Source organism: Brevibacillus schisleri (genome assembly GCF_055685845.1).
Genome location: NZ_JBVNDM010000001.1, coordinates 906,167 through 921,044 on the forward strand (window position 1 = coordinate 906,167; position 14,878 = coordinate 921,044).

16 protein-coding genes are annotated in these 14,878 nt (G+C 45.6%); 8 read left to right on the plus strand and 8 right to left on the minus strand.

What is annotated here, in order from left to right:
* Window positions 1-34: 34 nt before the first annotated feature.
* From ACUUHJ_RS04565 to ACUUHJ_RS04595, 7 genes are all read left to right on the plus strand, one after another.
* Entirely contained in the window at window positions 35-1,615 is a 1,581-nt protein-coding gene (locus ACUUHJ_RS04565; protein ID WP_472298359.1) for a helix-turn-helix domain-containing protein, read from the plus strand.
* A 117-nt stretch (window positions 1,616-1,732) separates the two neighbouring features.
* Window positions 1,733-2,758 carry an ABC transporter substrate-binding protein gene (locus ACUUHJ_RS04570; RefSeq protein WP_472298360.1) on the plus strand — a complete coding sequence of 342 codons (1,026 nt, stop codon included), beginning with the start codon at window positions 1,733-1,735 and terminating at the stop codon, window positions 2,756-2,758.
* 252 nt (window positions 2,759-3,010) lie between these two features.
* Entirely contained in the window at window positions 3,011-4,069 is a 1,059-nt protein-coding gene (desA, locus tag ACUUHJ_RS04575) for a Delta(5) desaturase DesA (RefSeq protein ID WP_472298361.1), read from the plus strand.
* A 63-nt stretch (window positions 4,070-4,132) separates the two neighbouring features.
* Window positions 4,133-5,275: a sensor histidine kinase gene (locus tag ACUUHJ_RS04580; RefSeq protein WP_041749242.1), complete on the plus strand. Its 1,143-nt coding sequence runs from the start codon at window positions 4,133-4,135 to the stop codon at window positions 5,273-5,275.
* Window positions 5,272-5,871, plus strand: a complete 600-nt coding sequence (locus ACUUHJ_RS04585; RefSeq protein ID WP_012684534.1) for a response regulator transcription factor — start codon at window positions 5,272-5,274, stop codon at window positions 5,869-5,871. The genes ACUUHJ_RS04580 and ACUUHJ_RS04585 overlap by 4 nt, the downstream gene beginning before the upstream one ends.
* Window positions 5,872-6,037: 166 nt before the next feature.
* Complete coding sequence (locus ACUUHJ_RS04590) at window positions 6,038-6,607, plus strand: helix-turn-helix domain-containing protein (RefSeq protein ID WP_012684536.1); 570 nt, start codon at window positions 6,038-6,040, stop codon at window positions 6,605-6,607.
* A 175-nt stretch (window positions 6,608-6,782) separates the two neighbouring features.
* The gene (locus ACUUHJ_RS04595) at window positions 6,783-8,036 is read left to right on the plus strand and encodes a CynX/NimT family MFS transporter (protein ID WP_472298362.1); all 1,254 of its coding nucleotides are present in this window, start codon (window positions 6,783-6,785) and stop codon (window positions 8,034-8,036) included.
* A 150-nt stretch (window positions 8,037-8,186) separates the two neighbouring features.
* Here the strand turns inward: ACUUHJ_RS04595 and ACUUHJ_RS04600 are convergent, their stop codons facing one another.
* The 7 genes from ACUUHJ_RS04600 to ACUUHJ_RS04630 all read right to left on the minus strand — a co-directional run bounded on the left by ACUUHJ_RS04600 (window position 8,187) and on the right by ACUUHJ_RS04630 (window position 11,836).
* Window positions 8,187-8,753 carry a hypothetical protein gene (locus ACUUHJ_RS04600; RefSeq protein WP_087350796.1) on the minus strand — a complete coding sequence of 189 codons (567 nt, stop codon included), beginning with the start codon at window positions 8,751-8,753 and terminating at the stop codon, window positions 8,187-8,189.
* Window positions 8,754-8,947: 194 nt separating this feature from the next.
* A complete protein-coding gene (locus ACUUHJ_RS04605) occupies window positions 8,948-9,241 on the minus strand; it encodes a spore coat protein (protein ID WP_087350799.1) in 294 nt (97 codons plus the stop codon).
* Between the two features lie 12 nt (window positions 9,242-9,253).
* A complete protein-coding gene (locus ACUUHJ_RS04610) occupies window positions 9,254-9,448 on the minus strand; it encodes a hypothetical protein (protein ID WP_012684540.1) in 195 nt (64 codons plus the stop codon).
* 30 nt (window positions 9,449-9,478) lie between these two features.
* Window positions 9,479-10,615: a zinc-dependent alcohol dehydrogenase gene (locus tag ACUUHJ_RS04615; RefSeq protein ID WP_289676195.1), complete on the minus strand. Its 1,137-nt coding sequence runs from the start codon at window positions 10,613-10,615 to the stop codon at window positions 9,479-9,481.
* Between the two features lie 15 nt (window positions 10,616-10,630).
* Entirely contained in the window at window positions 10,631-11,002 is a 372-nt protein-coding gene (locus ACUUHJ_RS04620; RefSeq protein WP_289676196.1) for a spore coat protein, read from the minus strand.
* Between the two features lie 13 nt (window positions 11,003-11,015).
* The gene (locus ACUUHJ_RS04625) at window positions 11,016-11,261 is read right to left on the minus strand and encodes a spore gernimation protein GerQ (protein WP_289676197.1); all 246 of its coding nucleotides are present in this window, start codon (window positions 11,259-11,261) and stop codon (window positions 11,016-11,018) included.
* 221 nt (window positions 11,262-11,482) lie between these two features.
* Window positions 11,483-11,836 (minus strand): DUF805 domain-containing protein, encoded by a 354-nt coding sequence (locus ACUUHJ_RS04630; protein ID WP_173610518.1) that lies wholly within the window; start codon window positions 11,834-11,836, stop codon window positions 11,483-11,485.
* Window positions 11,837-12,041: 205 nt separating this feature from the next.
* On the opposite strand from ACUUHJ_RS04630, the gene speD reads away from it, so the two are divergent.
* Window positions 12,042-12,851 carry an adenosylmethionine decarboxylase gene (speD, locus tag ACUUHJ_RS04635; RefSeq protein ID WP_289676198.1) on the plus strand — a complete coding sequence of 270 codons (810 nt, stop codon included), beginning with the start codon at window positions 12,042-12,044 and terminating at the stop codon, window positions 12,849-12,851.
* A 235-nt stretch (window positions 12,852-13,086) separates the two neighbouring features.
* Here the strand turns inward: speD and ACUUHJ_RS04640 are convergent, their stop codons facing one another.
* Window positions 13,087-14,796 carry a hypothetical protein gene (locus ACUUHJ_RS04640; RefSeq protein WP_472298363.1) on the minus strand — a complete coding sequence of 570 codons (1,710 nt, stop codon included), beginning with the start codon at window positions 14,794-14,796 and terminating at the stop codon, window positions 13,087-13,089.
* Between the last annotated feature and the right edge of the window lie 82 nt (window positions 14,797-14,878).

A 14,878-nucleotide genomic window follows, 5' to 3' on the forward strand; every position in this document is an offset into this window, starting at 1 on the left:
TTGCTATTTTCCGGTGATAGAAGGATGTGAGTCTGTGACGATTAATCAAAATTATCCTGGCTTTTTGATGACCGCTTTTCGCAAACAGCGATTGAAAAATTTTCACCTGCGTCATGTGGAGGTAAACACCCATGTCCTTTGCTATGTGGCAGAAGGAAGTGCAGAGATGTCGGTTGATGGTCAAAAACAGGTGCTCGACGCCGGAAAGCTCTTGTTGTTGCGTCCGACGACGAAGATAGAAGAATTGCGGTGCCAATCAGGGCCGTTGCACATATACAGGCTGCATTACGAGGAAGCAAGACACGATCAGCACGAGAGCGCTCCTGCGAGGAAAGAAGTCGAGGTTTTGGCTGTCTCTACACCCGCCTCATTTCTTACGGTAATGGAGGAGCTCTCGCAATTGACACGAAAACGGGATTACTCTTCTTTTTTGCGGAGCCAAGCGTTGCTCTACGAGCTGCTTGGTGTTGTTTATGATGAACAGAAAAAGAAAGAGGAAAAGGGCATTGGAGCGATTGAGGAGACCATCGTCTACATGCAAAAACACTACCGCGAGTCACTGGAATTGGGAAGCTTGCCGAGTCTTGCGGGGTTGACCCCCAGCTCTTATTGCCGTGCTTTCAAACGTGTGACGGGAATGACACCCGGGGAGTATTTGACTGGGCTGCGGATGGAGCATGCCAAGGAGCTGCTTGCCCATTCTGGAGGAAGCGTGAAGGATGTAGCTCGTAACGTAGGTTATACCGATGAGCTGTATTTTAGTAGACTCTTCAAAAAACGCGAAGGATTGTCGCCGCAAATTTATATGAAGCAAAGTGACCAGCGGGTAGTCGTGGTCAGCAAGCTGTTTTTGCAGGATCATTTTCTTGCGATGGGAATTCAGCCGATTGCTGCCCCCTCCTTTCCGAACTACTTTGAAACGAGGACGGGCTTTCCTTCTTATTTACAGCAAAAGCTGCGCGGGACAAAAGCATTGAATGCAGAGCAGTTGATCGATCCGAAAGAAATTTTAACGTTGTCCCCTGATGTGATTGTCAGGATGAATTTTTTCCACAATCGGGAGGCAGGAGACTGGGAGAAAATAAGAGGAACGGTCTTTTTTGACGGTTATCCGAATTGGATTGACTACCAAACCAGATTGGCGACGCTCTTCAAGAAAGAGAGTCAGGCAGAGAAAATCATCAAGCACATCGACAACGTGGAAAAACAAGCAAGAGATGCACTGTTGCCGGTTACACGCAAGGGTGAATGGACGATGATTCGCGTCCTTGCGGATGAGGTGCGCCTATATGGTGTAGAGGGGCACGCCCTTGCTGATTTGTTTTATCACAAGCTTGGATTTGCGCCTGATCCGAATGTGACCCACGCGGCCTATAAACCAAATGCACTCAACGACCTGATCGAATTAAACCCGGAGCGAATCATCGTGTTCTGGAGTGAACGGGAGCATGTGGCAGCACTGTGGAATAACCCGTTGTGGAGAGACATGCGTGCGGTGAGGGAGAACAAAGTGTACCATCCCGCCAATCACGAATGGGACCCATGGGGACCGTTTGGCAGGGAGCATACGATTCAAAGGAGCAAAGCGTATTTTCTCCAGGTCGCACAGGGGTAATCTGGTCCATGGGAATTAGACAATCACGTCCATAGAAAAGGAAGAGGAGTCTCTATATACTATCAATTGATAATTATTATCACTAAGTTGATAAGTAGAAGTGGGGGCATTCTCGATATGAAAAGTAAGACCAGTTTACGTACCATGCGCCACATCATGACCAGCTTCTTCGCACTGTGCTTGCTGGTTGTCCTTGCCGGTTGTGGAGGCAATGCCAACCAAGCTCAACAAGCGCCAGCTGCATCGGGCACGACGACTAAGGCTACTCCAACATCAGCACCAGCCGATTCCAATGAAGTACGTGAAGTGAAACACGCAATGGGTACCACTCCGATCAAGGGAACACCAGAACGCGTGGTCATTTTAACAAATGAAGGTACCGAAGCCTTGCTTGCACTTGGCGTTAAGCCAATCGCTGCTGTACAGTCATGGGATGAAGATCCTTGGTATCCTCACATCAAGGATGAGATGACAGGTGTAGAAGTGTTGGGCTTCGAAGACCAGCCGAATCTCGAAGCGATTGTAAGCCTGAGCCCTGATTTGATCATCGGGAACAAAGTACGTCATGAAAAGATTTACGATCAACTGTCCAAAATCGCTCCAACCGTATTCTCAGAAGAGCTGTCCGGTAGATGGAAAAGCAACTTCATGCTTTATACAGAAGCACTAAACAAGAAGTCGGAAGGCGAGCAAGTCCTGAAAGAATTCGATGATCGTGTAGCTGCTGCGAAAGCAAAGCTGGGTCCGAAAGCTTCTACCAAAGTATCCGTAGCGAAATTCTCCAAAAAAGGTGTACAAATCTATCAAAAAGATACCTTTAGCGGTGTGCTGCTCGATCAACTGGGACTCGCACGTCCAACTTCCCAGGACGTAAACAACTTTGCAGAAATGATCAGTGAAGAAGGTATGTCCGCTATGGATGGGGACATCCTGTTCTACTGGGTAACGGAGCCAACGAAAGAATCTAAAGATGTTTCGAACAACGCGAAAAAATGGATGGAAAGCCCGGTCTTCCAATCTCTGAATGTGGCGAAGACCAATCAAGTTTACCAAGTAGACGAAACGGTTTGGAACAAAGCAGGCGGCATCAAGGCAGCGAATTTGCTGCTCGAAGATATCGTGAAGCGCCTCGATGTGAAGTAAGAACAATACGGCGTCAAAGCGAGAGACCTCATCCGAAGTATGGATGGGGTCTTTTCTTGGCATAATATGGGATGGCTGCTTAGTTTATGTACCTTAAATTTTCAAGTCGCTTGTTCAACCATGACATTTGTCATGTCTCCGACTTGACGTTTATGACTACAGCGGCCAGACGCTATTTTCTACAATATAGATAGAATATAGTGTCCGGCGCACTCCACGTCTCATGCGCTTCGGTCGAGGAGGAAACGATTGATGCATCAAGCCAACATTGCCGAGTTGAAAAAGAATGTTGCCCCCTTTGAAAAATCAGACATGAAAAAGAGTATCCGACAGCTAATCAATACGTTAATTCCCCTGATTCTGCTCTGGTACGGAGCTTATCTCAGTCTATCTGTGTCCTATTGGCTGACGCTGCCTATCGTCATTGTTGCAGCTGGCTTCGTCATCCGTACCTTCATCATTTGCCACGACTGCTGCCACCAATCCTTTTTCAGAAATCGTCTGGCGAATGACATCGTGGGGACAATTACGGGTGTGATTTCCCACGTGCCGTATGAACAGTGGAAAAATAGTCACAATATTCACCATGCTACGAGCAGCAACCTCGACAAACGAGGCGTAGGCGATCTGTGGATGTTAACTGTTAATGAATATCTCGAAGCTTCTATCTGGCGTAAAATTTCTTATCGGCTGTATCGTAATCCGATCGTTATGTTTGGCTTAGGCCCTATTTTTGTCTTTTTGCTCCAATATCGTTTTAATGTAAAACGTGCTCGCCGCAAAGAGCGGTTGAATACGTATTTGACGAATGTGCTGTTGGTTGGTCTTTATGCGGTCTTAATCTGGGCGGTTGGCTGGCAAGCATTTCTGCTGATTCAAGGTCCGATCTTTTTTTTCTCAGGATTGTTTGGGATTTGGCTGTTTTATGTACAGCATACGTATGAGGATTCGTATTTTGAGAACGAAGAAGAGTGGAACTACGTGAAAGCAGCAGTAGAAGGAAGCTCCTACTACAAGCTGCCAAAGGTTTTGCAATGGCTCACAGGCAATATTGGCTTTCACCACGTCCATCATTTAAGCCCACGGGTACCGAATTACAACCTGGAAAAAGCACATAACGAGACACCTCCGCTTCAGAAGGCGACAACGATTACACTGGCGGCCAGCGTGCAGTGCCTGCGTTTTCATTTATGGGATGAGAGCAACAAGCGCTTTGTGAGCTTCAAAGGCATCAAGCGATTGGCTGCTGTTCGATCTGAAGCGATCATGGATGCACTCCAAGGCTCCAAACCGAGTTTGGAAGGAAAATAAGCCTGCCATAAACCATTGAATTCCGATACACTTGAGAGAGTGGCGAAGAAAAGGTGGGCAAGGATGCAAAAGCAGAAGTGGTATCACATTCTTCAAAAAAATACGGGCTTGAGCCCTTATGTGTGGGTTGTCTTCTACATCCTGCCATTTTATTTCATCTTCCGATCATCCTCGACGTACGAAGCGGTGATCGGAATCATCATGATCATTCTGTTTTTCATTTGCTATGTATTCTCTTTTCTGTCGAAGGGCTGGCTGATTTACTTTTGGACGGGTGTGCAGATCATCATATCCATCGCCATGACCTTGATGTTCGGCTATGTGTATTTCTCACTCTTCTTGGCGTTTTTTATCGGGAATATTGAGAACAAGATCGGCTTTGTTACACTGTACACGGTTCATTTGATTAGCACCGCCATATCGGTCAACATCGGTTTTTTCACCAAAAACGCGCAATTGATTGGCCAGCTTCCGTTTGTTTTGGTTAGTATGGTTGCTGTCATTCTCTTGCCCGTGACTACGTACAACTGGAATAAGCGCGAGAAGCTCCAGGGAGAGCTGGAGCATGCGAACAAGCGGATTTCAGAGCTGGTCAAGCTCGAGGAACGCCAACGCATTGCCCGTGACTTGCACGATACGTTGGGGCAGAAGCTTTCCCTGATTGGGTTGAAAAGCGATTTGGCGAACAAGCTGATCAACAAAAATCCTGCTCTGGCGAGAACGGAGCTGGAGGAAATCAGGCAAACGGCGCGAATCGCTTTGAAAGAAGTACGGGAAATGGTCACACAAATGCGTGGGACGCGGCTTGAGGATGAGATGTTTCGGATCAAACAAATTTTCAAGGCAGCGGATATTGAGTTCGTGCTGGAAGGCGACACGAATCTGACCAATACTTCGCTGATGACAGAAAACGTGTTGTGCATGTGCCTGAAAGAAGCGGTCAACAATATTGTGAAGCATAGCAATGCCACTGCCTCCTCCATTGTCATCGAACCCACTCGTACAGATCTCGTTGTAAGCGTAACGGATAATGGCATTGGAATGGCGGAGGAATTGGTTTACCGGGGCAACGGTTTGCGTGGGATGAAGGAACGGCTGGAATTTGTCAACGGAAGCATGGAAATCCAGTCCTCAGTCTCTGGAACACAGCTAGTGATCCGGGTACCCAACATCTTCAAACAACCGGAACAGGAGGCGGGAAGATGATTCGCATTGTCATTGCAGAGGATCAGAGAATGCTCTTGGGAGCCCTTGCTTCCCTGCTCGATTTGGAAGAGGATATGAAGGTCGTCGGAAAAGCAAGTAATGGTGAGGATGCGGTCAAGCTCGTGCATCAGCATCAGCCCGACATTTGCATTATGGATATCGAAATGCCAGTCAAAAGCGGATTAGACGCTGCCGAGGAATTGAAAGGCAGCGGGTGCAAGGTGATGATTCTTACAACCTTTGCTCGCCCCGGTTACTTCGAGCGAGCTCTGAAGGCAGGAGCAAACGGCTACTTGCTCAAGGACAGTCCGAGCGAAGAGCTGGCTAGCTCGATTCGCAGCATTATGGCTGGGCGGCGGATCTATGCGCCTGAGCTGGTCGATGAGGCATACGGGCAGGAAAATCCGCTGACGGAGCGGGAAAAGGAAGTCCTGCTTTTGGTCGCTGACGGGAAGAACACTAAGGAGATTGCCAGTCAGCTGTACATTACGACAGGGACGGTGCGGAATTACATCTCCGTCATTCTCGACAAGCTCGGTGTGAGCAATCGGATCGAGGCGATTATGCATTCAAAGGAAAAAGGCTGGTTTAAGTAGCAGACCAGCCGGAGAAGGCCCTTTCTGTTTTGGCAGGAAGGGTTTCTTTTTTATGGGGTTATGATTGATGATCTGGTATATTTAGTATGATTTCATCACTATCGTAAAGGAATGCTACTAGCATATTTTTTATAGTTTCCATCGTGATGGTAAAGGGAGGCTTACAGTGAATCCAGAAACCGATGATCCTAAACAAGTTGTTTTACAGGTTGGAGGGGTATTAAAAAAAATTCGTAAAGAGAAGCATTTGAGCCTGGAAGATTTATCAGAATTATCCGGTGTGAGCAAGTTGACGCTTGGAAATATTGAGCGTGGAGAAACCAACCCAACAATCGGGGTGCTGTGGAAAATTTCGAAATGCTTATCTATCCCACTCTTGGCGTTATTCTCAACCGAGAACAGTGTAAATCTGTCCAGAGCTGGGAAGGGACTCAGAATTGCTGGGGATAATAAAGATTGGGTCATTGAGCCAATCTTTCAAAACGTAAGTAATGAAATTGAAACGTGTAGAGCTTATTTACAGCCAAATAGCTCATATTATCCAGAGAAGCATCACCACAATACAACGGAAATTGCGACGGTCATGTCAGGAACCCTTTCCATCCATGTAAATAATGAGTCATACGTCTTGAATCAGTATGATTCGATTAGTTTTTGTGCAGATGGCACGCATTCCTATATAAATCAGTCCGACGAGCTTGTTGTTCTCCATATTATATTGAAATACGGGGTCTAAAAATCGATCCCCTGTATGTTTATAAACTACCACGACTATGACCCTTTAGCGACAAAATGGTTGCTAGAGGGTCATTATTATATTATAGTATACGTTATCGGTCGTAAAAGTATATTATAATATACTTTTACGAATGAACTCCTGTATTCAATCTAATAGACAAAGAGGGAAAATAATGAGCACGCAAGAGATAAAATCAAATCCAAACGTTACTAGATCAGCAGTTTGGGTGGTTATTGTAGGAATCATATTTATTGCAGCTAATTTACGGGCTCCTTTAACCTCAGTGGGGCCTCTAGTTGGTCTTATTAGGGACGATGTTCATATTTCGAATACGCTGGCAGGTATGATTACCACGTTGCCCCTATTAGCTTTTGCACTTTTTTCTCCTATTGTTCCTAAATTAGGACGAAGGTTTGGAGTAGAAGGAATCATTCTGATTTCCATCATCCTTCTTACTTTTGGGGTTATTTTGCGTTCTTTCTCAGGAATCGGTACTTTGTATATCGGTACCGCTGTTCTTGGATTGGCAATTTCCGTTTCTAATGTATTGTTGCCAAGTCTTATAAAGCGGGAGTTTCCTAGACAAATTGGTTTAATGACTGGTGTATATTCCATTTCTATGAATTTATTAGGGGCAATTGCATCTGGGATTAGTGTTCCCATTGCAGTTGGATTAGGAGTTGGATGGCGCGGGGCGTTGGGAATATGGGCCATTCTTAGTTTGGTATCCGTATTATTTTGGTTACCTCAAATGAAACGCCGCAATAGGGAAACAGCCATTGTTCAAAATCAATCGGCGGATAGCAGTGTGAATATATGGCGTTCCGCACTAGCGTGGCAAGTAACCTTGTTTATGGGACTCCAATCTACGTTTTTCTATGTACTGATCACATGGCTACCTGAAATCTTAAAACAACAAGGAATAAGTTCAGATCAAGCTGGTTGGTTCCTATCCGTTATGCAGTTAGCCTTGCTTCCCTTTACTTTTATCGTTCCGATTATCGCTGGGCGTATGTCTAGTCAACGGTTATTAGTTACGATTACGGCAATGCTGCTTTTAATGGGAACGCTTGGATTACTTTACGGAAGCGCGAATTTCATAGTTTGGTGGATCATCATGCTCGGAATTGGCGGAGGTTTTGCATTTAGTTTATCGATGATGTTTTTTGGTTTACGCACAGAGAATGCTCAACAAGCTGCAGAGCTGTCCGGAATGGCTCAATCAGTTGGATACTTGCTTGCCGCAATAGGCCCGACCCTTTTCGGATATCTGCATGATGCAACGGATAGCTGGACGGTTCCCCTTCTACTTTTGGTTTGTGCGTCAATCTTCCTCTTTGTATTTGGTCTAGGTGCAGCTAGAAATCGTTCTATTGGTTCAAAAGCAACGATTCCACCGAGTAACACTCCGCCAAATGCCAAGTAAGCAAACCAGGCGTGCACTTTTAGCTTTCCCAGCCTATGGCCAAAAAAGAAAAGGAAACAAGCTGATGTCGATGGAGTTTCGACGTCAGCTTGTAGATGAGAGGATGCTATGTTTCTATCTATTATGGATACAGTTATCCAATTGGTCTGATTAGCCTAAACGTTTGATCAGGTTCATATTCCCAGAGCTTCTGATCACAATCCATCCGTCAGGAATAGGCGAGCCGAGCATCACCCATACCTCCTGACCAGAGGGAGCGTTGTTCAGATTTTTAAGCAGGTTCATGGTTCCGGTACTTCTGATCACAACCCATCCGTCAGGCATAGGGGAGCCGAGCATCACCCAAACTTCCTCATTAGAAGAGGCGCTGTTCAGATTTTTAAGCAGGTTCATGGTTCCGGTACTTCTGATGACGACCCATCCAGGTGGCATAGGGGAACCGAGCATGACCCAAACTTCGTAACCAGCCGGAGCGTTGTTCATATCCTTAATCAGGTTCATATTGCCAGAAGATCTGATTACGACCCATCCGTTTGGAATAGGGGAGCCGAGCATGACCCAGACTTCCTGACCAAATGCAGCATTTTTGATTATTGTTTTTGCGGAGGCTGGCGCCTTCTCCTGTAAAGGTAGAGCGGCCCCATGGGCTTCTGCGGCTAAACATGGTACAGCGACAACTGAGCTTAATGTCAGGATGATCAAGGCTTTCTTAAACATGAACATCAACCTTTCTTGACAATGGTAATGTAGCTCTGAAACGCTCATCGAGTGGTGCTATGAGATGGATATCATCGCCCCTCCCTAAAAATACCTATATATACCATTTTATAGGATGAGCTTCTCTTTTACTTTAGGAGATATTGTCGAATAGTAGACAAAATATAAAAAGCACCCAAAAAGGGTGCTTCACTTCACGGAAGATGTAACGCGGTGTGGATATTTTGCTGATCCAATTCAATCTGCTCGGCAATATTCCATGGATGGTACCAGCCTCGCTCAATCATGTACAGGCTGATCTTTTCGTGCAAATCGATTGCTTCTTCCAATTGCTTGGTTAGTATTGTCTTAATTTCCGGGGTGCCTGTTTCTGTCAGTGCCATCGCATAGTTCCGTACACCGCTCTTTGCGGAGATGAGAAAGTCCATAGCGATTACTTGATCCGTCAGGCCACCCATACCAGCTAAGCTTTGAAGAATGCCAGTCATGCGTTTGTCCCCCTATGAATTTGCTTTTGTCAGTAGAGAGCTCAGCTCCTGAAGCTGTCTGGTGGATACGAGAACATCGTCAGCCAAAAGCTGTCTCAACGTCTCATCGGAAACCAGGCCTTGCATTGTCTTGGACTTGGTCATGCAAATGGTTTTAAAAGTAGCAATTTCATGCAGTTCAAGCTGTTCGTGCAATCCGTAACTCATCGCAGAGGTACCCTCCTTCCCATCATTTGATCAAGGCTTTAGAACGACTTTGATACAATTGTCTGTTTTCGTATCAAACACTTCGTATCCACGCTTTGCTTCACCCAAGGGAATGACGTGCGTGATGATGTCACCTGGGTCGACTTTTCCAGTGGTAATAAGCTCATACATATAGGGCATGTAGTGGATCACAGGAGCTTGTCCGGAACGTATGTTGACATTGCGCTGCATGATGTCTCCAAGAGGGAAGGCATTGTAGCGCCCGCCATAAACACCGGTAATTTGGATCGTACCGCCTTTGCGGACTGCTTGGGAAGCGATGACGATTGCCCCCATAGCGCCTCCTTGTAGCTTCAAGCCACTCGCTAGAAACTCCAGGTCGGACATTTTTCCATCCATACCAACAGCATCGATGACAACATCAGCGCCACCCTTCGTGATTTCTTTCAGGTAGTTACCGATATTTTCCTTTTGCTCAAAGTTAACGATTTCTACGTTGTTCGTACGTTTTGCATGTTGCAGGCGGTACTCGATATAATCAACCGCGATCACACGTTTTGCACCTTTCAGCCAGCAAAACTTTTGGGCGAGGAGGCCTACGGGTCCGCAGCCCAGAACAATCACGGTATCTCCGTCCTTGACACCAGCGTTATCTACGCTCCAATAGGCAGTGGGCATAGCATCGGCAATCAAGCACAGCTTTTCATCCTCTACTTCGCAGTTTTCAGGTAGCTTGAAATGGGTAAAGTTCGCAAACGGCACCCGCAAATACTCTGCCTGTCCCCCGGGATAACCGCCAGTTGTACCTGAATATCCGAAAAAACCACCCATGTCGCCATTCTCGTTTGAATTGTCACATTGGCTTTCTAAATGGTTTTTGCAATAAAAGCATTCGCCGCAAGCGATGGTAAATGGAATGATGACGCGATCGCCTTTTTTCAGTTTGGTTACACCGGAGCCAACCTCTTCGACAATGCCCATTGGTTCGTGACCGATAATATAATCCTCCTGCAAATTGGGGATCATGCCATGAATTAAATGGAGATCGGATCCGCATATGGCGGTGCTTGTCAATTTCACGATCATATCATCGGGTTTTTCAAGCTTCGGATCGGGCACCTCTTTTACTACTACGTTTTTAATGCCTTGGTATGTAACAGCTTTCATCGATAAGTTCCTCCATCAGTGGTGTTCATCTGGTGTCCGATCGAACATGCTTTTTCGCGAAGTATCTTCAGGGAAAAGGTTCATTTGCCCGATTTGGATCGTTTCCAAGGCTGAGAGGTGGTCTAGTTGATACTGTTCATGAAGCTCGTAGGGATGGAACCATTTTTTACTGAGCATTAGTTCCGCGATTTCTTGATGGAGAGCAATTCCTTGGTGGAGTTGTTTCCGCAATACGGCTCTTGCTTCCGGAGTAACGGTTTCAGTCAGAGCGATTGCTGTGTTTCGGACGCCTTCCTTGGCACGAATGAGGAAGTCCATAGCAAAAGTCATGTCTGCCTTCTCCGGCATGTTTAACGCGTTTATAGGATCTTGATAATCGTTGTTCATCGGATTTTCACCTTCAGTTTATGATGGGGGTCGGGCGAGTTTGCGGGATCGGTGCCTGGAAGGGTGCGTTCTTGTAAATAGCCTGAAGCTCCTCGATTGCTTGTAAGGATTGTTCTACGTCTTTTTGCATCAGCGCTCGTAAATCCTGATCGAATACGATGCCTTGCATCAGCTTGGATTTGGCGAGACAGAGTGTTTTGAAGTTGAGTACTTCATGAATATCCAGTGATTCATGGGCAGCCAGCGTCTGTTTACTCATCGTACAATCCTCCTTTTGGGCGTTTTTACAGTTCTATTCTGTCCTAAGCACATCTTGGTATTCGAAAGAAGTCTTCCGATGGAAAAGTGATTTTCTGAATAATTAGTATCGAACGGGGAGGGGTGTGTCACAGGTAAACAAAGGAGAAACGAGCATGGCAAAAGAGTTCTTTGGGCCAAAAATAAAACACCTCTCCCTTATGAGGAGAGGTGTTGGAGACATTAGAAGGATTGCGAAGTTTTAGGATTCGCACCGTATTGGTTGTCTCCTTGGCTGTCTTGGCACAAGAATACAATCAAAATAATAGCACCGATAAAAGGAATTAATCCAAGAAGGACCCACCAACCACTTCTTCCTGTATCGTGCAATCGGCGAACAGTTACGCCCAAGCTAGGCAGTAATACCGCTAGTGAATAGATCATGCCCAAAACAGATGCTGTACCAATTAATGAGTCTACGAGAGCAATTACCAGAGATACGATGATGTTGAACAAAGTGAACATCCAATATTCTTGACGTCTAGCTCTTCCTGTAAAAGCGACGTATTTTTTCAATACGCTTGTATACCAATGCATGATAATTTCCCCCTTTCTTCTAAATTTTGACACACTTTAATATTTTATCACTAAACCAAGAGGATTAGAACCATATTCTGTTAAGTTTCCCTGATGCTATTGAATCAATTTGTAATAGGATAAAAGTAATAGGTATTTATGAACGAGATAGAGGAAAAAGTAAGACAAACCGAGTTTTGGATGCTACTACAGGGGGAAATGACGCTTGGAACAAAAAACAGAACATAATGTTACGCTGCATGGCTTCAATAATTTGACCAAGTCACTCAGCTTCAACATGTATGACATCTGCTACACCAAAACAAAAGCGGAACGGGAAGCGTATATCGAATACATAGATGAACAATACAATGCAGAGAGATTGACGAATATCCTGAAAAACGTGTCGGATATTATCGGCGCACATGTACTGAATGTCGCCCAACAAGATTATGTACCTCAAGGGGCGAGCGTCACTTTTCTTGTATCCGAGGGGCCGGTCGTAGAAGTCCCTAATGAATCTTATGAGGAATCTCCCGGGCCCTTACCTGAGAATGTAGTGCTGCAGTTGGACAAGAGCCATATTACGGTGCATACGTACCCAGAGTACCATCCAACAGAGGGCATCAGTACATTCCGGGCTGATATCGACGTGTCGACTTGTGGCGAAATTTCTCCGCTCAAAGCACTCAATTATTTAATTCGTTCGTTTGATACAGATCTGATGACAATTGATTACAAGGTGCGCGGTTTTACCCGGGATATACATGGATACAAGCTGTTTATCGATCACGACATCAGTTCCATCCAAAATTATATTCCCGAGGAAATTAAGGACTTGTTCCACATGATTGATGTGAATGTGTACCAAGATAATATTTTCCATACCAAATGCAAACGCAGGGAATTTGATCTGAACAATTATTTGTTTGGTTACACGAAGGATAGGCTGACACCAGAGGAGCAGGAGGATATTACGAAGCAATTGCAAATAGAGATGGATGAGATTTATTATGGGAAAAATTTTGTGAATTAAAGAGGAAGCTTTTTTCGTAGCTGTAGTGGGGTGAAGAAGCGCAGATTACACAAGAAGATGGAACAAAAGCACATCTTCCTCAAAAAAGACTTTAAGACATAACTGATAAAAAAGGTCTAAGTCCCGAAATGATCCTCTGCTGTTCGAAAGTCATGGCACATGTTTGGAAGGAGACCGCCCGAACGAAGGGAGGATATAGGCGACTGGAAAACATGTGCCATGGCTTCCCCCGACCTCAACAGTTGGAGGTAAACCTTTCATTTGCAGTAGGATTAAGATAGTAGGCCCGAATCTCCTCCAGCGTTTTTCTAGCAGGCTGCACGAATTCGCGGTCCCAATCTTCCGGAGGGGAATCCAGTGATATGCCTTTTTCCTGCAAGGTTCGAAACAGCTCTTTATCCGCTTGTGTAGGTATCCACCACGTGTAGACGGGATTCGTTTTGCCATTGAGCAACGATTCGAACATAAATTTCACATAGGAAGCTGTAGAGAGTTCGCCGTAATTGACGTCGAATTCAGGCCCGGGAGCCGGATAGTCCTCTGGATAGCGGAACGGGCCAAAGTGAATGGAAATACCCAAAAAGCCGACAGGTGGAATGTTATTTCCATACCCCGGAAGGGAGAACGGCAGGTCGGCTGCGAAGTGCAGGCGAATCATGACAGAGTTGATGAATTGCCGTTCGAAGAAACTTTCTTTTTGCCAAATGCCGAGTTCTCGTGAAAGAGTATCCCAGTGAATAATGGATGTATTATGCGCGAGCCAGAAGGCGGACGACATCTGTTCAAACGTTTTGTAAAATTCCTCGTCGTGATCGTGGAATGGATCGAGCATGTCGAACAGGCTGAAGCATCCGTGTTTTCTCCTCCATTTTTGTGCGATGATCAGAAAATCAATCAATCGTTGAATTCGCAGCTCGGGGCTGCTCTCATTATTGGCAAACAGAAGCGTTGCTTCTATTAAATCGGCAGTGAAGTTGCCGTTAACAAAATCCCAGTAATTGATTTCACCAGCTTCTACTCGTTCTTCGTTAATCCGCTTCGTATCCGTTTCCCATCGAGCAAAAGTGGTGACATCCATGCCGAAATAAAGCTCAGGCAAGAGATCGCCAAAAATATGAAAGCGATAAGGGCTAGACTGCTGAAACCAAGTTTTGATGAAGTCCAGGCGAGAAGAGGGAGACACGACTGCGGCCCGCTCCACATAGTCCGCTTTAGCAACCATTGACTCGAATTCTTCAACGGATGAGGCGATCGCTACGAAAGGGGCTGCTGAGGTCAAAAAGTCTGCGCCGTCTCCATCGTTGTCGTATTGCACAATAATGTGCTGGAAGGTTGCCTCAGCCAAAGGAGATAACACGAGCTGAGTCCAACGGTGTGCGGTTGTATCGTCAATGGCGCCGATGACGACGACAGGTTTGTCTGGTTCTCCGCGAAAAGAAACAGAGGCACCGTTTTGGACGACGATCTTGTTTTGACACCGTACATTGATGGATGTCCCTGCTTCAAAGCTGATAGATGTCCCAGCAGCTATGATGACATCCTCTGGTCCGATCATGTACGGACCATTTTCTGCGGTAAACTCCTCCGATTGATTCATGATCCCCGATAGGCGTTTATACTTATCCACGTGCAATTGATAGGTGTGCTGCGGGTCTGGATCAGGCCCAATCGTCAGCTGTACATAGTACAGACCATCTTCTTTTGGAAAAAACGGAAGGATGATGGGGGCGTTCGGACTATATTCAGCTTCTGCAAGTTTTGTTCGATGGATGTCATAGATTCTAATGGTAGTTAATGGATGCGTCAGGTTATTGATGTGGATTTCAATAGCGTCTGTAGAAGCGAGAAAGAGCTTGTACATCTCCACCTTAGCTTCAAGGTTAGGAGAAGCTTTTCGGATTCGTTTATCCGTTTCCAGAATCGATGTATACGAGCTGACGGTCATGCAAAACAGGCTCCTGTCAAAATGATATAGGCATAAAGGAATGAATTACTAGTAATAGACGCCTGAATATAGGAAAAGTTTT

Excerpts from the sequence above, each read along its gene's own strand:
- ACUUHJ_RS04570 (WP_472298360.1), top strand. The coding sequence starts at position 1,733 with ATGAAAAGTAAGACCAGTTTACGTACCATGCGCCACATCATGACCAGC.
- desA (WP_472298361.1), top strand. The coding sequence starts at position 3,011 with ATGCATCAAGCCAACATTGCCGAGTTGAAAAAGAATGTTGCCCCCTTT.
- ACUUHJ_RS04580 (WP_041749242.1), top strand. The coding sequence starts at position 4,133 with ATGCAAAAGCAGAAGTGGTATCACATTCTTCAAAAAAATACGGGCTTG.
- ACUUHJ_RS04585 (WP_012684534.1), top strand. The coding sequence starts at position 5,272 with ATGATTCGCATTGTCATTGCAGAGGATCAGAGAATGCTCTTGGGAGCC.
- ACUUHJ_RS04595 (WP_472298362.1), top strand. The coding sequence starts at position 6,783 with ATGAGCACGCAAGAGATAAAATCAAATCCAAACGTTACTAGATCAGCA.
- ACUUHJ_RS04600 (WP_087350796.1), bottom strand. The coding sequence starts at position 8,753 with ATGTTTAAGAAAGCCTTGATCATCCTGACATTAAGCTCAGTTGTCGCT.
- ACUUHJ_RS04605 (WP_087350799.1), bottom strand. The coding sequence starts at position 9,241 with ATGACTGGCATTCTTCAAAGCTTAGCTGGTATGGGTGGCCTGACGGAT.
- ACUUHJ_RS04610 (WP_012684540.1), bottom strand. The coding sequence starts at position 9,448 with ATGAGTTACGGATTGCACGAACAGCTTGAACTGCATGAAATTGCTACT.
- ACUUHJ_RS04615 (WP_289676195.1), bottom strand. The coding sequence starts at position 10,615 with ATGAAAGCTGTTACATACCAAGGCATTAAAAACGTAGTAGTAAAAGAG.
- ACUUHJ_RS04620 (WP_289676196.1), bottom strand. The coding sequence starts at position 11,002 with ATGAACAACGATTATCAAGATCCTATAAACGCGTTAAACATGCCGGAG.
- ACUUHJ_RS04625 (WP_289676197.1), bottom strand. The coding sequence starts at position 11,261 with ATGAGTAAACAGACGCTGGCTGCCCATGAATCACTGGATATTCATGAA.
- ACUUHJ_RS04630 (WP_173610518.1), bottom strand. The coding sequence starts at position 11,836 with ATGCATTGGTATACAAGCGTATTGAAAAAATACGTCGCTTTTACAGGA.
- ACUUHJ_RS04640 (WP_472298363.1), bottom strand. The coding sequence starts at position 14,796 with ATGACCGTCAGCTCGTATACATCGATTCTGGAAACGGATAAACGAATC.